The sequence below is a fragment of the Nocardioides sp. genome, assembly GCF_025964975.1.
Taxonomy (GTDB): Bacteria; Actinomycetota; Actinomycetes; order Propionibacteriales; family Nocardioidaceae; genus Nocardioides.
In genome coordinates this window covers 1-19,889 of the sequence record NZ_JAOPXV010000125.1, presented here as the reverse complement: position 1 = coordinate 19,889, position 19,889 = coordinate 1, and the positions used below count along the sequence as shown (strand labels likewise).

Sequence of the window (19,889 nt, the reverse complement as noted above, 5' to 3'; positions counted from 1 at the left end):
TGTCACATGTGGGGGACGTTGGCGGGGATGTCGTAGAAGGTCGGGTGCCGATAGACCTTGTCGCCCGCCGGGTCGAACAACGGGTCCTTCTCGTCGGGGCTGGAGGCGACGATCAGGTCGGCACGGACGGCCCAGATGCTGACGCCCTCGTTGCGGCGGGTGTAGACGTCGCGGGCGTGGCGTACGGCCATCTCGTCGTCGGCGGCGTGCAGCGAGCCGACGTGCACGTGGTTGAGGCCGCGCTTGCCGCGGACGAAGATCTCGTAGAGGGGCCACTCGGGCTGCGGCGGCTCGCCCAGGCCGGTCGACACGCCCTCGAGAGGTATGGCGCCGTGCCCGCCGCCGGCGGAGAACTTTTGACCGGTCGTCATGATGCGTCCTCCCTCTGGCTGCGGGCGAAGGCGGTCGCGGCCTCACGGACCCAGGCACCCTCGTCGAGGGCGCGCTTGCGGTGAGCGATCCGCTGGGCGTTGCACGGGCCGGAGCCCTTGACCACGGCCATGAACTCGTCCCAGTCGGGCTGGGTGAAGTCGTAGTGGCCCCGCTCCTCGTTCCAACGGAGCTCCGCGTCCGGCAGGGTGACGCCGAGCGCCTGCGCCTGCGGCACCGACATGTCCACGAACTTCTGGCGCAGGTCGTCGTTGGTGTCGCGCTTGATCCGCCACGCCATCGACTGCGCGGTGTTGGGCGACTCGACATCGGGCGGGCCGAACATCATCAACGCGGGCCACCAGAACCGGTCGACCGACTCCTGGACCATCGCGCGCTGCGCGTCGGTGCCGCTCATCATCGTCAGCAGCAGCTCGAAGCCCTGCCGCTGGTGGAAGGACTCCTCCTTGCAGATGCGGTTCATCGCTCGGCCGTAGGGCCCATAAGAGGTACGGCACAGCGGGACCTGGTTGCAGATCGCGGCGCCGTCCACCAGCCAGCCGATGGTGCCGACGTCGGCATACGACAACGTCGGGTAGTTGAAGATCGAGGAGTACTTCTGCTTGCCGGCGATCAGCTTCTCGGTGAGCTCGGCGCGGGTGACCCCGAGGGTCTCGCAGGCGCTGTAGAGGTAGAGGCCGTGACCTGCCTCGTCCTGCACCTTGGCGAGCAGGATCGCCTTGCGCCGCAGGCTGGGAGCACGGGTGATCCAGTTGCCCTCTGGTTGCATGCCGATGATCTCGGAGTGGGCGTGCTGGGCGACCTGGCGCACGAGGGTGGCGCGGTACTTCTCCGGCATCCAGTCGCGCGGCTCGATGCGGTCGTGCCGCTCGATCACCCGGTCGAAGTCGGCTTCCAGGCTCGCTGTCTGCAGGGTGTCGCTCACTGCTGATCTCCTCCTGGCACGGCATTTACAGACCGATCGGTCGGTAATAGTCTGACACGGTGCCCAACGCTTCTGCAACGAACTCCGAGACCGAGTCCCAGGCTCCCCTGCTGGAGAGCTTCGCGTGCGGCTCCTGGTTCCGCGCGAGCGACGAGGGCGAGCCGCTCCTCGACGCTGCCACCAGCGAGGAGGTGGCCCGGATCTCCTCGACCGGTCTCGACCTCGGTGCCATGACGGCCTACGCCCGCGAGGTGGGCGGGCCGGCGCTGCGGTCGATGACCTTCCACGAGCGCGCCGCCGCTCTCAAGGCGATGGCCAAGGTGCTGGGCGAGCACAAGGACGAGTTCTACGCCCTCTCCGCCCGCAGCGGCGCCACGTTGCGTGACTCCATGGTCGATATCGACGGCGGTATCGGCACCGTCTTCTCCATCGCCTCCAAGGGCACCCGCGAGCTGCCCAACGACGTGGTCGTGCTCGACGGACAGGTCGAACGCCTCGGCCGCGAGGGCACCTTCCTGGGCCAGCACCTCTACACGTCCCGCCCCGGGGTCGCCGTACAGATCAACGCCTTCAACTTCCCGGTGTGGGGCATGCTCGAGAAGCTGGCCCCCGCCTTCATCGCCGGACTGCCGACGATCGTGAAGCCCGCCAGCCAGACGGCCTACGTCACCGAGGCGGTGGTACGCCGCATCATCGAGTCCGGCCTCCTGCCCGAGGGCACCCTCCAGCTTCTGTGCGGGTCACCGGCCGGGCTCCTCGACGAGCTGGGACCGCAGGACTCGGTGGCGTTCACCGGCTCCGCCTCGACCGGCGCACACCTGCGCCAGCACCCCTCGGTGCTCCACGGCGGGGTGCAGCTCGGCGTCGAGGCCGACTCCCTCAACTGCTCGATCCTCGGCACCGACGTGGCTGCCGACGACCCGGAGTTCGAGCTCTTCGTCAAGGGCGTCGTCACCGAGATGACCCTCAAGGCCGGCCAGAAGTGCACCGCGATCCGACGGGTGATCGTGCCCGAGGCCATGGCCGACGAGGTCGTCGCCGCCATCTCGGCCCGCCTGGCCAAGATCACCGTCGGCCACCCGAGCAGCGAGGGCGTCCGGATGGGCGCCCTGGCGAGCCTCGCCCAGCGCGACGAGGTCCGCAAGGCCGTCCAGGCGCTGCGGGCCTCTGCCGAGATCGTCTTCGGCAACCCCGACGTCGTCGAGGTGGTCGACGCGGACCACGAGACCGGGGCCTTCATGTCCCCCGTCCTGCTACGTGCCTACCCGGGCGCCAGCGAGCCGCACGACATCGAGCCCTTCGGACCCGTCGCCACCGTGATCACCTACACCGACCTCGACGACGCAGTCCGGCTCGCGGCACGCGGACAGGGCAGCCTGGTCGGCTCGATCGTCACCCACGACGCGGAGGTGGCGCGCACCCTGACGCGGGGCCTGGCGCCGTGGCACGGGCGCCTGCTGGTGCTCGACCGGTCCTGTGCCGCCGAGTCCACCGGCCACGGCTCTCCGCTGCCGGTGCTGGTGCACGGCGGGCCGGGGCGCGCCGGCGGCGGCGAGGAGCTCGGCGGCGTTCGCGCGGTGCTCCACCACATGCAGCGCTCGGCCGTCCAGGGCTCCCCCGACATGCTCACCGCGATCGGCGGGCAGTGGATCACCGGCTCCTCGCGGACCGTGACCCCCGAGCACCCCTTCCGCAAGAGCCTCGCCGAGCTGGCCGTGGGCGACACGATCAGCAGCGGGAGCCGCCTCGTCACCCTCGACGACATCGAGCACTTCGCGGACTTCACCGGCGACGCGTTCTACGCCCACACCGACGAGGAGGCGGCGACCAAGAACCCGCTCTTCGGCGGCATCGTGGCGCACGGCTACCTCGTCGTCTCGCTCGCGGCCGGACTGTTCGTCGATCCCGACCCGGGCCCGGTGCTGGCCAACTTCGGCGTCGACCGCTTGCGCTTCCTGACCCCCGTCAAGGCCGGCGACTCCATCAAGGTCGAGCTGACCGTCAAGCAGATCACCCCGCGGTCCAACGCCGACTACGGCGAGGTCCGGTGGGACGCGACGGTCACCAACGGCGCCGACGAGCCGGTTGCGACGTACGACGTGCTGACCTTGGTGGCGAAGACTCGCTAGTCCTGACCGGTCACTCGGCGGGGAGCAGCTCGATGGGTCCCGGCTCCGGGCCGGTGACGTGAGGCCTGTTCACGCAGGTGGCGGTCATCTCGCCGCGAACGATGTCTGCCCCAGGGCGTGACGGAACACTTGCATTTTGCAAGTGTCTCCCCATGAGCCTCTTCCTCACGTGTCCCGTCGAGAGCGTCGAACGCGCGACTTCCTTCTACACGGCCCTCGGCCGGGCCCTCAGCGCCGAGATGTCCGATCACAACGTGTCCTGCTTCGCGATTGCCCCCGAGCAGTACGTCATGCTCGGCAGTCGTGAGATGTACGCGAGCGTGGGTGGAGCCGAGGAGCTGACCGGCGGGCCCGAGACGCCCTCGAAGGTCACTGTCTCGTTCGACCTCGCCAGCCGCGAGGCGGTGGACGAGATCGTCGAGCGCGCGAAGGTCGCCGGCGGACGTATCGGCGACACCGACGACTACCCCTTCATGTACCAGCGCCAGTTCGACGACCCCGACGGCTACCACTACTCGCCGTTCTGGATGAAGCCGGACACCGACACGAACGCGTGAGCGACCTGGCAGCGGCCCTCGACATCGTCGGAGCACGGTGGGCCCTGCTCATCGTGGAACGGCTCCTCGCCGGGCCGCTGCGCTACGGCGACCTGCAACGCGAACTCGGGGTGCCGACGAACATGCTCGCGACCCGTCTGCGCGAGCTCGAGACGGCCGGCCTCGTGTGCCGCCTCCCTCTGCGGCACAACACCGGGCCTACGCCCTGACCGATCGGGGGCTGGCCCTGCGCGAGGCGATCATGGCGCTCGGACGCTGGGGCGCCGAGCAGGACGCGGACGGGCGCCCGTAGCGGCGTTCGACGTGCTGACGCTGGTGGCGAAGCCATGTTCAACGTCCTAGTCCTTGCAGCCGTCCTTCTCGAACAACGCCTCGGCCGAGCAGCACGCGTCGCCGTTCCAGGCATTGATTCCTTCGCGTACGGCGAGGGCAGCGATCACCAGCGCCGCAGCGGGGTCGGCCCACCACCAGCCGAGCAGGCTGTTGGCCGCCAGGCCCAGCAGGAGGACCGCCGACATGTAGGAACACAGCAGGGTCTGCTTGGAGTCGGCCACGGCAGAGTGCGACCCGATCTCCTCGCCGGTCCGTCGCTGGAGCAACGAGACCGTCGGCATGATCACCAGGCTGAGCCCCGCGACGACGATGCCCAGGGTGGAGTGCGCCGGCGCCTGTTGGCTGACGAGACTGTGGAGGGCGTCGTAGACCACGAAGGCGGCAAGGCCGAAGAACGACAGGGCGATGATCCGCAGCGCTGTCTTCTCGCGCTCCCCGGGGCGGGGAGCCGCGAACTGCCAGGCGACGGCCAGCGCGGAGGACACCTCGACCACCGAGCCGAGACCGAAGCCGATCAACGCGCTCGAGTTGGCGACCGCTCCTGCGAAGAGCGCGGCTGCGGCCTCGATGAGGTTGTAGGAGATGGTGAAGGCGACCAGGAACCGGATGCGCCGGTTGAGCGCGGAGCGGCGATGGGCCGAGACGATCGGGTGCGCGTGGGGGGACGTGACCATGTCAGCTGCCCACCGCGTGGGTGTCCGCGGCAGCGCAGGCCTCAGGGTCGGTGACCAGGACGACCTCGTGCAGGTCGAGGAGGGCGTGGCCCAGACGGGGGTCGGCCAGCTCGTAGCGGCTCCGGCGGCCCTCGGGGACGGCGACGACCAGGCCGCACCCACGCAAGCAGGCGAGGTGGTTCGACATCGACTGCCGCGTGACCCCGAGCTCGTCGGCCAGGTCAGCTGGATACGCGGACGCCTCGCGCAGCGTCATCAGGATGCGCGCCCGGGTCGGGTCGGACAGGGCGTGGCCGAAGCGGGCCAGTGCATCGAGCGAGACTGCCGTCGTGTTCATGACCGAATCATACATCAGATGATGTATTCAGTCTGGCGTGAACTCCCTGCGGGACGCGTCGGCGGATCGCTCAACAACCAGTCGTGGGCTCGGTGTGCCCCCGCTGTACGCCTGTACGCCTCGGAAACCGCTCTCGTTCAGCTGCTTGCGGCGTAGTCGTCGAGGCACATGATGTTGCCCTCACTGTCCTTGAACCAGGCGGCGTGGCCCATCCCCTCCATGGGGGCGATGTCTCCGTCCCAGGTGACGCCTGGCATGTCGTCGTGCTCGAACTCCAGGCCCCTGACCTTCAGGTCACGTACCTCGTCTGCGACGTTGGCGACGTTGGCGACGTGCCACTGCGCGATGGTGTGGCCTGCTTGTCCTGCGTACTCGGTCTGATAGAGGAAGAAGGTCGTCCCGCCATTGGTCGTGTAGACCAACCCGCCCGGGTTCTCATCGGCAGGTGTGAGCCGAGCGTGTCGGCGTAGAAACGACGTGCGCGTTGAAGGTCCGAGACCGGGACGTTGGCGGTGATCGCGCTATCGTTCAGCATCGCTGCTCCTTGGTGATGTCGCAGTGCTCGGAACGGCACTGCCGGATCCTTCCTGCCTACTCCCCTCGCCGGGTGCACGCCAGTCCCCATGTTCGGTATCCGGGCGGGCAATCCACGCGTCAGCGGGGACGGAGCCGGCTGAGGACCCACCCGTGCGCGCGGTGGGCGAGGAGCCCGACCGCGATCGACGTGAGCACCGCGGCGACGGGGTGACCAGCGGCCTCGAGCCCGGGATAGACCTGCCAGTGGGTGAGGTAGATCCACAGCGACGCCCCGGCGACCAGGTGGAGGGACCGCGAGAGGTGCCGGGGCAGGCGCACGTTCCCGGGGGCCAACAGGACCAGCATGCCCGCGACGAGCACGGCAGTTCGCGAAAGGTCGTCGGAGAAGTAGCCAGCGGCTCCGACCACGATCGCCGCGGCCACCAGATACCGCTGTCGTCGCGTCCGGGCTTCGGCCGCCGCCCACCCGATGGCGATGCACCACACCGTTCCGAGCAGGGTGTACTTGTCGGTACCGCCGGCCGCGAGTCCCACGGCGAGGTAGCGCACCGCGAGCGCACATCCCAGGACGCCCACGGCGACCGCGAAAGGCCGTTGTCGCAGGCCGCGGTCGAGGACCGGGAGCAGCACCAGCGCCGCGAGGCCAAGAGTGGACCAGACGACGACCTCCAGGAACCAGAACTGCCAGTCCGCGGTCCAGGTCGGCCCGCCCACGGCCTGGTTGAGGAACAGCGCCGTCGCGGGTCTGTAGTCACCGGTCACCGTGCCGGTGACGCCGATCCACACCGCCGCGGGGACGGCGAAGCCTGCCGTGCTGGCCACGAGCCGCCTGGCGCGCTCGGTCCGCCCGACCGTGTGGAGCGAGAGCCTGGCGAGGTTGAAGCCCACCACGGCCAGGAGCACGTGCGCCCCGCCCATGACCATGAACAGGTCGGCGTGGGACATCACGATCGCGACGATGGCCAGCGCTCGCAGGACCACGGCGGGTTCGGTGGCCAGGAGCCGGCGCGAGCCAGGGCGCGCCGTCGCGGCGAGCTGCCGCGGGGTGAGCCTCGGCCAGCCGGCCGGGAGATGACCGAGCCGGTGGGCGAGCTGGGTCGAGACCTCGACGAAGGACAGCGAGTCCCCGCCGAGGTCGGCAAAGGTGTGGTCGAGGTCCGCGTCCGGGCGACCCAGGACCACGGCGAACAGGTTGCGCAACGCCTCCGGGCTGGCGGACTCCATGGTCTGCTCGTGCTGGTCGTCGAGGGTCGCGGTGGCGCTCGCCGACGCGTGGGCAGCGAGGAGCGCGTAGTCGGTCTTGCCCCGACTGTTCGTCGGCAGCGTCTCGATCTCGTGCACCCGCACGAGGTGGCCTGGCAGGCCCGACAGGGCACTCAGCTCGCGGCGTACGCGCTCGGTCATCCTCGAAGCCGTGACGAAGGCGTGCACGGCGTCGGCGTCGACGACGACGGCCGTCGCCACGGGCATCCGTGCCTCGAGCCGTGCAAGGTCGAGGCGCAGCCCCAGGACCTTGGCATGGCGGTCCAGGCGCCCGCAGATCTCCCAGAGCCCGTCATCGGCCTGGCGTGCCAGGTCTCCCGTGTGCAGGGTCGTCGTCTCCGGGCCGCGCGCCAGGTCCGCCGCGGTGTGCGCGTAGCCCATCATCACGTTGGGTCCGGTATAGACGAGCTCGCCGGCGCCGTCGGGTGCCCCCGGCACCGGCGCCAGCCGGAAGTCGCCCCCCGGCACCGGGATGCCGATGGCCTCGGGACGGTCGTGCGCGAGGTGCGGCGGCAGGTAGGCCATCCGCGCCGTGGCCTCGGTCTGCCCGTACATCACGAACAGGTCGAAGGCCCGCTCACGTCCGAGTGCGGCGAACCGTCGGACGCGAGCCGGGTCCATCCGTCCCCCGGCCTGGGTGAGGTAGCGAAGGGTCGGCAGCTCGGCCCCGGTGAAGCCCCGGCACTCGAGGAGCTCGAACGTGTAGGGGACGCCGGCGAAGCTCGTGGCTCCAGCCGATCGCGCCAGGCTCCAGAAGCGGTCGTCGGCCACCGACGCGTCGGTGAGCACGACCGTGGCGCCCACGACCAGGTGGCTGGTCAGGACCGAGAGTCCGTAGCAGTAGTGCAGGGGCAGGGACATGACCGCTCGATCCTCGGCCGTCAGACCGAGGTAGTCGGCGATGCTCTGCGCGTTGGCCCAGATGTTGTCGTGCGAGAGCCGTACGAGCTTGGGCGACCCGGTGGATGCGGAGGTGGACAGCAGCAGGCCGAGGTCGGGGTGCAGGTCGCTCGCTCCGGCGTACGCGGCCTCGATGTCGGCCGACCGCGTGGGGTTGCCGGCCTCGACCACGACGACCGGATGACCGGCGGTGAGCGAGCCGAGCAGGGCGACCACGGAGTCGATGTCGTTGCGCATCTCGAGCACCCGCACGCGGCGCGGACCGAGCAGGGTCAACCGGTCAGCCTCGTGGCGGATCGCTGCCGCGAGACCGGCGTAGGTGAGGGACCGGCCGTCCTGGACCAGGGCGACGTCCTCGGCTGCCCCGGCGAAGGGCAGGAGCTGGTGGACGGAGTCGGGCACCATCGTCATGCCGTCGCCTCCGGGACCATCGTCCCTTCGCCAGCGGACAGGCCCGTCTCGTCAGTGGGTGTCGGAGCCGTCGAGAACGCGACCACCTCGCCCAGGACCTCGACCCGCACACGCACGCCCGACTCGGGCACGCCCGTCGCGGGGATCCGCGCCGCGATCCGCTCGCCCCCGTGGAGGCGGACAGTGGCGGCTGCGTCATGGCCGTAGAAGCTGACGTCCTCGACGACCCCCTCCACCCCCAGCCCACCGGCGCGGTGCACCTGCACCTGCTCGGCGCGTACGGCGACCTCTACCGGCCCCGGCGCGACGGCCGTCCTCAACGGCAGGGCACCGAGCGCGCACGTGGCTGCCGCGCGTGAGGTGGCGACACCGGGGAGCAGGGTGGCGTGACCGATGAAGGAGGCGACCCGCGGGTCGGCCGGAGCGAGGTAGACCTGGGCCGGGGCGCTCACCTGGAGGAACCGGCCCTCGATCATCACCGCGACCTGGTCGGCCAGCGACAGCGCCTCCCCCTGGTCGTGGGTCACGATCAGCGCGCTCGCTCCCGCACTGCGCAGCGCTGCCACTACGGCTCGTCCGGTGCCCTCCCTCAGGCCCGCGTCGAGCGACGAGAAGGGTTCGTCGAGCAGGACCAGGGCCGGACGGGGTGCCAGTGCGCGGGCCAGCGCGACGCGCTGCTGCTGTCCCCCGGACAGGTCACGGGGGTAGCGGTCGAGCAGCTCGACGGGCAGGTCGACCATGGCCAGCAGCTCGCGGGCACGCTCCAGGCTGCGCCGCTCGCCGCGCGGCAGCCCGAAGGCCACGTTGGCGGCCACGGACAGGTGCGGGAACAGTGCACCCTCCTGCGGCACGAAGCCCAGTCCGCGGCTGCGCGCCGGTACGGCGCGGCCCGGGCCGGCCACGTCGCGGCCGGCGATCGAGATCGTGCCCGAGTCGGGCGCGTGGAAGCCCGCGATCGTCCTGAGCAGGGTGGTCTTGCCGCAGCCGGAGGGCCCGACAACGGCGGTCACGCCGCCTGCGACGGTGAGGTCGATACCGCGCAGGACCGGGCGACCGGGATAGCCGACCGCGAGGCCGCGCACCTCCAGTGCCGCGCTCACCGCGCCACCTCGGTCCGGTCGCCGGGGGTGCTCAGTCGACCCAGGAGCCAGGTCGCCGGGATCGACAGGATGATCAGGGCAAGGGCGTACGGCGCTGCGGCGCCGTACGCGACCGAGGACGCGTCGGACCAGAACTTCGTCGCCAGGGTGTCGGTGCCCGTCGGCGCGAGGAGGAGGGTCGCGGTGAGCTCGGTCGACACGGCCAGCGCCACCAGCGCCGTCGCCGCCGCCAGGCCCGGCAGTGCCAGCGGCAGCGTGACCCGCCGCATCACCTCGGACCCGCGACAGCCCAGGCTGCGAGCGACGTCGTCGAGGGAGGCCGGGATGAGCTCGACGGTGCCGCGGAGGCTCACCACCGCGCGGGGCAGGAACAGCACCGTGTAGCCGACCAGCAGGACGACCACGGTCTGATAGAGGCTGGGCATCACGCGGATCGAGATCGTGACGAGCGCCAGCCCGATCACGATGCCGGGCATGGCACTGGCTGTGTAGACGCTCCGCTCCACGAACATGCTCAGTGCGCTGCGGTGGCGCACGGCCAGCCAGACGACCGGCACTGCGGTCACCGTGGCCAGCAGGCCGCCGGCGGCACCGAGCCCGAGGGTGGTGCCGATCGCACCGATCAGCTCCGCGACGTCGATCCCGGCCGAGGTGCCCTTGACCAGCCACCGCACGAGACTGACGAGCGGCACTGCCAGCGACCACACGGCCAGCAGTGCGAGAGCGATGGCGACGGTGTGCCGGTGCCTGCCCAGCGGCACGCAAACCGCTGAACGGCTGGCGCCGGAGCCGACGCGCGCCAGCGGTCGGCGACCACGCAGCAGGTGTTCGAGCAGCAGCAGCAGGAGGCAGAAGAGCACCAGCACCAGGGCCAGCAGGGTGGCAGCGGGACCGTTGAAGACGGTGGCGTACTGCTGGAGGATCGCGGTCGTCAGGGTCGGGTAGTTGAGCAGCTGCAGGGCGCCGTACTCGGCCAGCAGGTGCAGCCCGACGAGCAGGGCACCCCCGAGAACGGCAGGGCTGATCGCAGGCAGGGTGACCCACCAGAAGACGCGCCATGGCCCGTGACCCAGGGAGGTCGCCACCTCCTCCACCGCGGGGTCGAGTCGACGCATCGCGGCCACGGTCGGCAGGTAGACGAAGGGGAAGTAGGACAGGGTCGTCACCATCACCGCGCCTGCGAAGGACTGGACGGCGTGGGTGGTCGAGACCCAGCCGTAGCCGTTGACGAAGGCCGGCACCGCCAGCGGCGCGCACATGAGGGCGTGCCACCAGCCGCGCCCCCGCAGGTCGGTACGCTCCACGACCCACGCGCCCGCCAGGCCGATCAGCAGGCAGCACGCGACCCCGGTGACCAGCAGGCGCACGGTGTTCCACAGGAGCTCACCCACCCGTGGGCGCCAGAGGAACGCAGCGGCCTCACCTGCCCCGAGCTGGGCTGTGGTGACGAGGACGTAGCCGAGGGGCATCAGGGACACGGCGGCGATCAGGCCCCCCGCCCAGAGAAGAGCGGTCGGCGCCGGACCCGCAGAGCCACGACCTGGCGATCTGCGGGGCGACGCGGGTGCTTCGACGATGCTCAGAGGAAGCCGATCTCGGTCATCAGCTCCACCACGCGCTTCGCGTCGAGGTCGGAGACGTTGACCCGGGGCGGCTGCAGCTCGCTGAAGGGCTTGACCGGCGGCTCGAGCTGGACGGCCGGGTTGAGCGGGTACTCGAGGGCATAGCTGTCGGCGAGCACCTGCTGCCCCTGCTCGTCCACGAGGAACTCGACGAACTGCTCCGCCTCGGACTTCATGTCGCTGGACGCCAGGATCCCAGCGCCCGACACGCTCACGAAGGCGCCGGGGTCCTGGTCACCGAAGTAGTACTGCTCACTGTTGTCGCTGACGTCGCCGTTCTCGGCGCGGTCGCGCTCCCAGTAGTAGTGGTAGACGATGCCGACCTCGGACTCGCCCGAGTCGACGGCCTCCAGCACGACGTTGTTGCCGTCGTAGGCGGTGCCGTTGGCCTTGATCCCCTCGAGCCAGGCGCGCGTGGCGTCCTCGCCCTCGAGCTCCAGCACGGCGGCGACGATGGCCTGGAAGTCGGCGCCCGTCGGTGAGAACGAGATGCGGCCCGCCCATTCGGGGTCGGCGAGGTCGAGGATCGAGGCGGGCAGATCGGAGGCCTGCACCTGGTCGGTGTTGTAGACCAGCACGGTCGACCGGGCCACGAAGCCGGTCCACAGACCGCTGCGTGGCCGGAACTGCTCCGGGATCGGCGCGACGAGGTCGGCGGGAAGCTCCTCGAAGAGCCCTGCCGCCTCCACCTGCGACATCGCGGGGGAGTTCTCGGTCAGGAAGACGTCGGCGGGCGAGGCATCGCCCTCCTGCACGAGCTGGTTGGACATCTCGAGGTCCTTGCCGTTGCGCAGCTCGACCTCGATACCGGTGGCCTCGGTGAAGGCGGGCGCCAGCTCGGCCAGCAACGGCTCGTGCTGGGCGTTGTAGACGACCAGCTTCGGCTCGTCGGAGCCGCAGCCCGCGGTGAGGAGACCCAGCAGGAGAACACCCGCCAGAGCAGGGACGCGCTTCATGGACAGCCTTTCGTAGTTAGGTCAGGCTAACCATACTGCAATCGGGTCGACTGACCTCCTCGGCGGCTTCAACGCGTCAGTGGAACGCGCCACACCAGGACGGTGCCCCGGGGCTGGTTGGGCCGCAGGTGCATGGTCCCGCCCAGCTCGGTGGCGCGACGACGGACGTTGCGAAGTCCGCTCTCGGCCCGATCGGGGGGCATGCCGCTCCCGTCGTCGGACACGGTGAGGACGAGCTCGTGGTCGGTGACCTCGAGCTCCACCTCCGCGCGGTCGGCGAGCGCGTGGCGCGCCACGTTGGACACCGCCTCGCGCAGGACTGCGATGAGGTGCGCGCTGATGTCCTGTGGGACCGCCGAGTCGACGGGACCCAGCGTGCGCACTGTCGGCGCGAAGCCGAGGACGGGGACATAGTCGCGGACCAGGGTCCGGATCTCCTGCCGGAGCGAGGCGCCCTGCCGGTGCTGGAGCTCGAAGATCGTGCCGCGGATGTCCTTGATGGTGAGATCGAGGGCGTCCACGGCCTGCTCGAGGCGCTCTGCCACCTCGGAGCCCCCGGCGAGCATCGAGATCCCTTGGAGCTGCAGGCCGGTGGCGAACAGCCGCTGGATGACGACGTCGTGCAGGTCACGGGCGATCCGCTCCCGGTCGGAGATGACCGCGAGCTCCGCCCGGTCGGCCACGGCCTGGGCACGGTCGAGGGCGAGTCCGGCCTGGTCGGCGAAGGACGCCAGGAGCTCACGCTCCTCGATCTCGTGCTTCGAGGCGGACGGGTCGAACAGGGCGATAAGCACACCGGCGCCGCCGAGGTGGACCCGCAGCGGGATCACCAGGCCGGCGAAACCCCCCACTGGCATCTCGCTGAGCTCCCGACTCTCGGCCAGCACCGTCGTGGCGGCGACCTCGTCCAGCGCTGCGTTGACCCGCTCGGCGTCCTCGTCCGGATCGAGGCTGGTGGCCAGGACCTCGACGTCGTCGCCCCAGCTGAGCAACGCGGTCGCCCGGGCTCCCGCCACGGTGCGCGCGGTCGCCGTAATCCTCCGGAGTGCGCGGTCGAGGTCGACCGGCGGCTGCAGGGCCTCCGACAGCTCCGACGTGGCCTCGAGCCACTGTCGCCGTCGTTCGCTCATGCCGTAGGCGCGAGCGTTCTCGATCACGAACCCCGCCGCGCGGGCGAGCGCCTCCACCAGCTGCTCGTCCTGCTCGGTGAAGTCGCCGCCGTCCGCCTTCTCGGTGAGGTAGAGGTTGCCGAAGACGGTGCCCCGGATCCGGACGGGCACCCCGAGGAAGCTCGACATCGGCGGGTGGTTCGGCGGGAACCCGGCCGCCTGCGGGTGGGCGTTCAGGTCGTGCAACCGGAGCGGCCGGGGCTCCTTGATCAGGAGTCCCAGGATCCCCCGCCCGTGCGGCAGCTCCCCGATCAGCTGGTGCGTGACCGGGTCGACCCCGGTCGTGACGAACTCGGTGAGCAGGAGGCCATCGGAGCCGATCACGCCGAGTGCGCCGTACTGCGCCGACGTCAGCTCGGTGGCTGCCTCGACGATCCGGGTCAGGACGCGGCGCAGGTCGAGGTCCGACGAGATCGCCGTGACCGCGTCGAGCAGTGTCTGCGCCGGGCCGGTGAGGTCGGCGGAGAGGCGCTCAGGCACGCGTGGCCACGGTGAGGAGGACGGCCGCGTCGCTCAGGGCCGTGAGGTCGTGCCGGTCCTGGGGGATGATGAGGTGATCCCCTTCGACGCCCTCCCAGCTCTCGTCACCTGATGTCAGGCGGACCTTGCCTCGGAGCACCTGGAGCGTTGCCTCCCCCGGCGACTCGTGCTCCCCCAGTGACCGTCCGTCTGCAAGCGCGATCACGGTCTGCCGCAGGTCGTGCTCCTGTCGGCCATGGACGGTCACAGCTCCGCGTCCACTGCTTGCGCCGCGGGCCTTGTGGAGCTGCTCGTCGACGAGCTGCGTGAGGGACGAGGACTTCATCTGGTGGTCCTTTCGGACAGGTTGCTCGGATGGTCGGCGTGCGCGCGCTCCACAGTCTCCCAACCCGAGGCGCCGAGCGTCACCACCGAGACGGGGAAGATGCCCAGGTCCTCCCGCTCGATGTGCACGTCGAGCTCGTCGAGCAGGCGTGACACCGCGTCGTCGAAGCCGTCGCCCTCCGGGTCGAGGGCCGCGATCGCGGTGTCGAGCGACACGTGCTCGCCCTCCAGGGACGCCACCTCCTCGGCGAACTCACCGTGTTCTCGCAGCGCCGTGAAGATCCCTGCTTCTTCGCGTTCCACGTGCCGGGACAGGGACGAGACGAGTCCGGTCAGGTGGACGAGCACCGTCGGCCGGTCGCCGTCGCGCAGTGCGCGGCGTACCTCGTCCGCTGTCTGCGTGAGCGCGACGTGCTCGTCGCGCAGCTCGGTGATCGCGTCCACCTCGTGACAACCGCAGTGACCACACACGTCAGCCGACCCGATCCCACCCGCGGCGGGGGGCGTGGCTGCCCAGCCCGGAGTCGTCACGACTGCGGTACACGATGTAGGGCCGGGTGAGGTAGCCCAGGGGTGCACTGAAGACGTGCACCAGCCGGGTGAAGGGCCACAGGGCGAAGAGAGAGAAGGCGACCAGCGCGTGCAGCTTGAACCCGATCGGGGCCTCCCCCATCAGCGAGGCGTCCGGCTGGAAGGCCAGGAACGACCTGAACCAGACCGACACTCCTTCGCGGTAGTTGTACTCGCCGCCGATGGTGAAGATGGAGCCGGCGACGGTGTTCCACATCCCCAGCACGATGGCCAGCGCCAGGAAGAGGTACATCACCTTGTCCATGACCGTGGTGGCCGAGAAGACCGGCCCGACGGTGCGACGGCGGTAGATCAGGATGGCCATCCCGACGACCGTCATCACCCCGGCCAGCAGCCCGCCGATCACGGCGACGTAGTGGTAGAGGTGATCGCCCATCCCGACGGCCGCGGTCCAGGACCGCGGGATCAGCAGCCCGATGACATGACCGCCGACGACGCCGAGCATGCCGAAGTGGAACAACGGGCTCCCCCACCGCAGCAACCGGTCCTCGTACAGCTGGGACGACCGGGTCGTCCAGCCGAACTTGTCGTAGCGGTAGCGCCAGAAGTGCCCGACCACGAAGGTCGTCAGGCACAGGTAGGGCACGATCACCCACAGGAAGATGTCCATCAGCGGTTCCCTCGCAAGGTCGGCATCGGCAGTGCGGTGGGGCCGTCCGGGCGTGACGGTCCCGGGTCGAAGGCAGGCGTGGCGTACGGCGTGAGCCCGACCTCCTCCTCGGGGGGCCCGGCGGCGGCGAGCCGACGGACCGCTTCCCACTCGTCGCCCTGCAGCGGAGGCAGCGTGGCGGTGACCGCCTCGACGGCGCCGGCCCAGGGCGAGGCGGACTCGGCGAGCCCGATGCGGAGCATCTCGAGGCCGGCACGGTGGTCCAGCAGCAGTTGTCGTCCGCGGTCGTGGTCGATGGTTGCGGCGTACTCGAGGACGACGCACAGGTGGTCGGGCAGCTCGGTGTCCGTCAGCTCGAAGCCCGATGCGAGGTAGGTCTGCTTGAAGCGGAGCAGCGCCATCCCGCGCTTGCGGGTGTCGCCGTGGGCGAAGTAGGTCAAGAACAGGTTGTGCTTGCGGCGCTCGTCGAAGGTGACGACGTAGTCGCTCTCCAGCTCCGTCAGGCTCGCCTCCCCGAGACGATCCGCGCAGGCACGTAGGGGGTCCCCGATCCGGTCGGGCAGCTCCGAGGAGCCGCGCCGGATCAGGTCGAGCCGCCCCACCAGCTGCTCGTCGGGATAGTTCAGGAGCAGGGACGCGGCCTGCCAGGCCACCGTGAGCTGACGCTCGGTGAGCTCGGCGACGCGGCGCCGACCGGTCAGGGTGCGGCTCACGGGGTCTTCTCCTCGTCCTCGGACCGGCGCGGGAACAGGCCCTCCGGCGCACCCTTGCCGTCCCAGTTGAGCAGGTTCACCCGCAACGACTTGTCAGCCGGGGAGGCCAGGGAATCGGCGGTCTGCCGGTCCTGCAGCATCTGGAAGTTCTCCACCGCGATCGGCGTCGGCACACCCGATCCCTCGCCGAAGAGGCCCTGTTGTCCGCCGTCGTACTCGGAGACCGAGCACTCGGTGCCCAGCTCCTCCAGCGAGTGGGCCTGCTCGGCGTGCGCCGGCGGGATGACGTAGCGGTCGTCGTACTTCGCGATCGCCAGGAGGCGGTACATGTCGTACATCTCCTCCTCGGTCATGCCCACGGCCGCGGGGATCGAGCCGTCCGGCTCGCGCCCCATGTTGATGTCGCGCATGTAGGAGCGCATCGCGGCCAGCTTCTTGAGCACCAGGTCGACCGGCGCGACCTCGCCTGCGGTGAACAGCTCGGCGAGATACTCGATGGGGATGCGGAGCGCGTCGATGGCGGCGAACAGGTTGCCCTTGTCCTCCGCGTCGTAGCCGGTGTCCTTGACCACGTCGACGACCGGCGAGAGCGGCGGGATGTACCAGACCATCGGCATCGTCCGGTATTCCGGGTGCTGCGGCAGTGCCACCTTGAACCGGTTGTTCAATGCGTAGATCGGCGAGCGCTGGGCTGCCTGCACCCAGTCACGCGGGATGCCTGCGGCCTCCGCCGCGCGCTGGACCTCCGGGTCGTCGGGGTCGAGGAAGACCTCGCGCTGCGCCTCGTAGAGGCCGTGCTCGTCCTCGGTGGTGGCAGCTGCCAGCACCTTGTCCGCGTCGTAGAGCATGAGGCCGATGTAGCGCAGGCGGCCGACGCACGTCTCGGCGCAGACCGTGGGCAGCCCGACCTCGATCCGCGGGAAGCAGAACGTGCACTTCTCGGCCTTGCCGGTCTTGTGGTTGAAGTAGATCTTCTTGTAGGGGCAGCCAGAGATGCACATGCGCCAGCCACGGCACTTGTCCTGGTCGACGAGGACGATGCCGTCCTCCTCGCGCTTGTAGATCGCCCCGCTGGGGCACGACGCGGCACACGACGGGTTGAGGCAGTGCTCGCAGATCCGCGGCAGGTAGAACATGAAGGTCTGCTCGAACTCGAACTTCACCTTGTCGGCAATCTTCTTCAGCATCGGGTCGTGCTCCAGGGTCGCTGCCGAGCCGCCGAGGTTGTCGTCCCAGTTGGAGGACCAGGTGATCTTCATGTTCTTGCCCGTGAGCAGGGACTTGGGCCGGGCGACCGGCGTGTGCTCCTGGGCGGGGGCGTCGGTCAGCGTGGCGTAGTCGTAGGTCCACGGCTCGTAGTAGTCCTGGATCGAGGGCATCTTGGGGTTGGAGAAGATCGTGGCGAGCTTCTTGAAACGCCCGCCACCCTTGAGCTTGAGCCGGCCGGCCTTGTTGAGCTGCCAGCCGCCCTTCCACTTCTCCTGGTCCTCGTACGTGCGGGGGTAGCCCTGGCCCGGTCGGGTCTCCACGTTGTTGAACCAGACGTACTCCGTGCCCGTGCGGTTGGTCCACGCCTGCTTGCACGTCACCGAGCAGGTGTGGCACCCGATGCACTTGTCGAGATTCATCACCATCGCCATCTGCGCCATGACCTTCATCAGTAGGTCACGTCCTGCGAACGCTTGCGGATGACGGTGACCTCGTCGCGCTGGTTGCCCGTGGGCCCCAGGTAGTTGAAGGCGAACGTCAGCTGGGCGTACCCGCCGATGACGTGGCTCGGCTTGACCAGGATGCGGGTCAGCGAGTTGTGGATGCCGCCCCGCTTTCCTGACGTCTCCGCGAGCGGGACGTCGATGAGCCGGTCCTGTGCGTGGTGCATGTAGACGGTCCCTTCGGGCATGCGGTGGGAGACGATCGCGCGGGCCACGACGACGCCGTTGCGGTTGACCGCCTCGATCCAGTCGTTGTCGACGACGCCGACCTTGGCGGCGTCGCGGTCGCTCATCCAGATCGTCTGGCCCCCGCGTGAGAGCGAGAGCATGAACAGGTTGTCCTGGTACTCGGAGTGGATCGACCACTTGTTGTGGGGCGTCAGGTATCTGACAGTGACCCCGAGCTCCCCGACGTCGCCGATCTCCGGCTCGCTGAAGAGGGCGCCCATGTTGAGCGGTGGCCGGTAGATCGGCAGGCTCTCGCCGAGCTCGGTCATCCAGTCGTGGTCGAGGTAGAAGTGCTGGCGTCCGGTCAGGGTGTGCCAGGGCTTGAGCCGCTCGACGTTGATGGTGAACGGCGAGTAGCGCCGACCACCGGTCTCCGACCCTGACCACTCCGGCGAGGTGATCACCGGCACGGGCGCGGCGACCGTGTCGGCGAAGGTGATCTGCTTGCCCTCGTGCTCGGACGCGAGGTCGTGCAGCAGCGTGCCGGTCCGCTTCTCCAGGGTCTTGAAGCCCTGGGTGGCGAGGTGCCCGTTGGTCGTCCCGGACAGCGCCAGGATCGCCTCGCAGGCGTCGACGTCCCGGGCCAGCGTGGGCCGACCCGCGGCCGCTCCGCCCCGCACCGGTCCGTTCTTGTGCAAGAGGTAGTCGACCGCCTTGGTGACGTCGTAGGTGACGCCCTTGGTCGTGGTGCCGAGCTTCTCCAGCAGCGGCCCGAGGGCCTGCATCTTGTCGCCGACCGCGGTGAAGTCGCGCTCCACCTCCACGATCTTGGGCATCGTCACACCCGGCACCGGCTCGCACTCGCCGTGCTTCCAGTCGCGGACGACGCCGTGGGGGTTGGCCATCGCGTCGGGGGTGTCGTGCAGCAGGGGTACGGCGACGACGTCCGTCCGGGTGTCGAGGCGACCGGCCGCGAGCTCGCTGAACTTGGTGGCGATCGTCTGCCAGGCGTCCCAGTCGGTGCGCGTCTGCCACGGCGGCGCGATCGCCGGGTTGAAGGAGTGGATGAACGGGTGCATGTCGGTGGTGTTGAGGTCGTGCTTCTCGTACCACGTGGCCGCGGGCAGGACGACGTCGGAGAAGATCGTCGTGCTGGTCTGCCGGAAGTCGAGGGTGAGGAGCAGGTCGAGTTTCCCCTCGGGTGCCTCGTCGTGCCACTCGATCTCCTGGGGACGCTGGCTCTCGTCAGCCTCGCCCGCCCGCAGCGAGTTGTCGGTGCCGAGCAGGTGCTTGAGGAAGTACTCGTTGCCCTTGCCCGACGAGCCCAGGAGGTTGGCCCGCCAGATCGCCAGCACGCGCGGGAAGTTCTCCGGCGAGTCCGGGTCCTCGGCAGCGAAGCGCAGGTCACCCGACTTCAGCTGCTCGACCACGTGGTCCGCCACGGGCCGGCCGGCGGTCGCCGCCTCGTCCGCGAGGTCCAGCGGGTTGCGGTTGAAGGTCGGGTAGGACGGCATCCAGCCCATGCGTGCGCTCTTGGCGATGACGTCGGCTGTGCTCATGCCGGCCAGCAGACCGCTGCCCGTCCTGGCGGAGACCGTGTCCGCACCGAAGGTGTCGTAGCGGAACTGGTTGGTGTGGAGGTACCAGTAGGCGGTGTGGATCATCTGCCGCGGCGGACGGGTCCAGTCGAGACCGAAGGCGAGCTGGGCCCAGCCGGTCACCGGCCGGCACTTCTCCTGCCCGACGTAGTGCGCCCAGCCGCCACCGTTGACGCCCTGGCAGCCGGTGAGCGTGGTCAGGCCGAGGAAGCCGCGGTAGATCGTGTCGGAGTGGAACCAGTGGTTGGTGCCGGCGCCCATCAGGATCATCGAGCGGCCCTTGGACTCCTCGGAGTTCTGGGCGAACTCGCGGGCGATCCGCGCGGCTGCCTGCGCCGGGACGCCGGTGATGGCCTCCTGCCAGGCCGGGGTGTACGGCGCTGAGGCGTC

Annotated in this window: 19 protein-coding genes; 3 read left to right on the top strand and 16 right to left on the bottom strand. The window is 69.8% G+C overall.

Going from position 1 to position 19,889, the window contains the following annotated elements:
* Nucleotides 1-2: 2 nt before the first annotated feature.
* Together paaB and paaA are read right to left on the bottom strand one after the other, a co-directional pair.
* The gene (paaB, locus tag JWN68_RS09195) at nucleotides 3-299 is read right to left on the bottom strand and encodes a 1,2-phenylacetyl-CoA epoxidase subunit PaaB (protein WP_297738014.1); all 297 of its coding nucleotides are present in this window, start codon (nucleotides 297-299) and stop codon (nucleotides 3-5) included.
* A gap of 68 nt (nucleotides 300-367) precedes the next feature.
* Entirely contained in the window at nucleotides 368-1,315 is a 948-nt protein-coding gene (paaA, locus tag JWN68_RS09190) for a 1,2-phenylacetyl-CoA epoxidase subunit PaaA (protein WP_297737906.1), read from the bottom strand.
* A 59-nt stretch (nucleotides 1,316-1,374) separates the two neighbouring features.
* On the opposite strand from paaA, the gene paaZ reads away from it, so the two are divergent.
* The 3 genes from paaZ to JWN68_RS09175 all read left to right on the top strand — a co-directional run bounded on the left by paaZ (nucleotide 1,375) and on the right by JWN68_RS09175 (nucleotide 4,210).
* Nucleotides 1,375-3,444: a phenylacetic acid degradation bifunctional protein PaaZ gene (gene paaZ / locus JWN68_RS09185; RefSeq protein WP_297737904.1), complete on the top strand. Its 2,070-nt coding sequence runs from the start codon at nucleotides 1,375-1,377 to the stop codon at nucleotides 3,442-3,444.
* A 152-nt stretch (nucleotides 3,445-3,596) separates the two neighbouring features.
* Complete coding sequence (locus JWN68_RS09180; RefSeq protein ID WP_297737902.1) at nucleotides 3,597-4,001, top strand: VOC family protein; 405 nt, start codon at nucleotides 3,597-3,599, stop codon at nucleotides 3,999-4,001.
* Entirely contained in the window at nucleotides 3,998-4,210 is a 213-nt protein-coding gene (locus JWN68_RS09175; protein ID WP_297737899.1) for a helix-turn-helix domain-containing protein, read from the top strand. Before JWN68_RS09180 ends, JWN68_RS09175 begins: the two co-directional genes overlap by 4 nt.
* Nucleotides 4,211-4,339: 129 nt before the next feature.
* On the opposite strand, the gene JWN68_RS09170 is transcribed toward JWN68_RS09175, so the two are convergent.
* From JWN68_RS09170 to JWN68_RS09105, 14 genes are all read right to left on the bottom strand, one after another.
* Nucleotides 4,340-5,008 carry a cation transporter gene (locus JWN68_RS09170; protein ID WP_297737896.1) on the bottom strand — a complete coding sequence of 223 codons (669 nt, stop codon included), beginning with the start codon at nucleotides 5,006-5,008 and terminating at the stop codon, nucleotides 4,340-4,342.
* 1 nt (nucleotide 5,009) lies between these two features.
* A complete protein-coding gene (locus JWN68_RS09165) occupies nucleotides 5,010-5,345 on the bottom strand; it encodes a metalloregulator ArsR/SmtB family transcription factor (protein WP_297737893.1) in 336 nt (111 codons plus the stop codon).
* 137 nt (nucleotides 5,346-5,482) lie between these two features.
* Entirely contained in the window at nucleotides 5,483-5,767 is a 285-nt protein-coding gene (locus tag JWN68_RS09160) for a hypothetical protein (RefSeq protein WP_297737890.1), read from the bottom strand.
* Between the two features lie 232 nt (nucleotides 5,768-5,999).
* Complete coding sequence (locus tag JWN68_RS09155; RefSeq protein WP_297737887.1) at nucleotides 6,000-8,456, bottom strand: AMP-binding protein; 2,457 nt, start codon at nucleotides 8,454-8,456, stop codon at nucleotides 6,000-6,002.
* On the bottom strand, nucleotides 8,453-9,556 hold the full coding sequence (locus JWN68_RS09150) for an ABC transporter ATP-binding protein (RefSeq protein WP_297737884.1): 1,104 nt from the start codon (nucleotides 9,554-9,556) through the stop codon (nucleotides 8,453-8,455). Before JWN68_RS09150 ends, JWN68_RS09155 begins: the two co-directional genes overlap by 4 nt.
* On the bottom strand, nucleotides 9,553-11,025 hold the full coding sequence (locus JWN68_RS09145; RefSeq protein WP_297738011.1) for an iron ABC transporter permease: 1,473 nt from the start codon (nucleotides 11,023-11,025) through the stop codon (nucleotides 9,553-9,555). The genes JWN68_RS09150 and JWN68_RS09145 overlap by 4 nt, the downstream gene beginning before the upstream one ends.
* 110 nt (nucleotides 11,026-11,135) lie before the next feature.
* Nucleotides 11,136-12,134, bottom strand: coding sequence for an iron ABC transporter substrate-binding protein (locus tag JWN68_RS09140; protein ID WP_297737881.1), 999 nt, complete (start codon nucleotides 12,132-12,134; stop codon nucleotides 11,136-11,138).
* Nucleotides 12,135-12,202: 68 nt separating this feature from the next.
* Entirely contained in the window at nucleotides 12,203-13,783 is a 1,581-nt protein-coding gene (locus JWN68_RS09135; RefSeq protein ID WP_297737879.1) for a GAF domain-containing sensor histidine kinase, read from the bottom strand.
* Nucleotides 13,776-14,108 (bottom strand): cupin domain-containing protein, encoded by a 333-nt coding sequence (locus tag JWN68_RS09130; RefSeq protein WP_297737876.1) that lies wholly within the window; start codon nucleotides 14,106-14,108, stop codon nucleotides 13,776-13,778. The genes JWN68_RS09135 and JWN68_RS09130 overlap by 8 nt, the downstream gene beginning before the upstream one ends.
* On the bottom strand, nucleotides 14,105-14,551 hold the full coding sequence (locus JWN68_RS09125) for a hemerythrin domain-containing protein (protein WP_297737873.1): 447 nt from the start codon (nucleotides 14,549-14,551) through the stop codon (nucleotides 14,105-14,107). The genes JWN68_RS09130 and JWN68_RS09125 overlap by 4 nt, the downstream gene beginning before the upstream one ends.
* 28 nt (nucleotides 14,552-14,579) lie before the next feature.
* Nucleotides 14,580-15,308, bottom strand: a complete 729-nt coding sequence (narI, locus tag JWN68_RS09120; RefSeq protein ID WP_297737870.1) for a respiratory nitrate reductase subunit gamma — start codon at nucleotides 15,306-15,308, stop codon at nucleotides 14,580-14,582.
* Nucleotides 15,308-16,021, bottom strand: a complete 714-nt coding sequence (narJ, locus tag JWN68_RS09115) for a nitrate reductase molybdenum cofactor assembly chaperone (RefSeq protein ID WP_297737868.1) — start codon at nucleotides 16,019-16,021, stop codon at nucleotides 15,308-15,310. The genes narI and narJ overlap by 1 nt, the downstream gene beginning before the upstream one ends.
* Nucleotides 16,018-17,679 carry a nitrate reductase subunit beta gene (narH, locus tag JWN68_RS09110; RefSeq protein WP_297737866.1) on the bottom strand — a complete coding sequence of 554 codons (1,662 nt, stop codon included), beginning with the start codon at nucleotides 17,677-17,679 and terminating at the stop codon, nucleotides 16,018-16,020. Before narH ends, narJ begins: the two co-directional genes overlap by 4 nt.
* Nucleotides 17,679-19,889, bottom strand: a 2,211-nt coding sequence (locus JWN68_RS09105) for a molybdopterin-dependent oxidoreductase (protein WP_297737863.1), incomplete at its 5' end; no start/stop codon positions are given. The genes JWN68_RS09105 and narH, both read right to left, overlap by 1 nt.

Bases quoted from the DNA above. Each gene is read 5' to 3' on its own strand.
- JWN68_RS09180 (WP_297737902.1), top strand. From the start codon at position 3,597: ATGAGCCTCTTCCTCACGTGTCCCGTCGAGAGCGTCGAACGCGCGACT.
- JWN68_RS09170 (WP_297737896.1), bottom strand. From the start codon at position 5,008: ATGGTCACGTCCCCCCACGCGCACCCGATCGTCTCGGCCCATCGCCGC.
- JWN68_RS09165 (WP_297737893.1), bottom strand. From the start codon at position 5,345: ATGAACACGACGGCAGTCTCGCTCGATGCACTGGCCCGCTTCGGCCAC.
- JWN68_RS09155 (WP_297737887.1), bottom strand. From the start codon at position 8,456: ATGACGATGGTGCCCGACTCCGTCCACCAGCTCCTGCCCTTCGCCGGG.
- JWN68_RS09145 (WP_297738011.1), bottom strand. From the start codon at position 11,025: ATGCCCCTCGGCTACGTCCTCGTCACCACAGCCCAGCTCGGGGCAGGT.
- JWN68_RS09140 (WP_297737881.1), bottom strand. From the start codon at position 12,134: ATGAAGCGCGTCCCTGCTCTGGCGGGTGTTCTCCTGCTGGGTCTCCTC.
- JWN68_RS09130 (WP_297737876.1), bottom strand. From the start codon at position 14,108: ATGAAGTCCTCGTCCCTCACGCAGCTCGTCGACGAGCAGCTCCACAAG.
- narI (WP_297737870.1), bottom strand. From the start codon at position 15,308: ATGGACATCTTCCTGTGGGTGATCGTGCCCTACCTGTGCCTGACGACC.
- narH (WP_297737866.1), bottom strand. From the start codon at position 17,679: ATGAAGGTCATGGCGCAGATGGCGATGGTGATGAATCTCGACAAGTGC.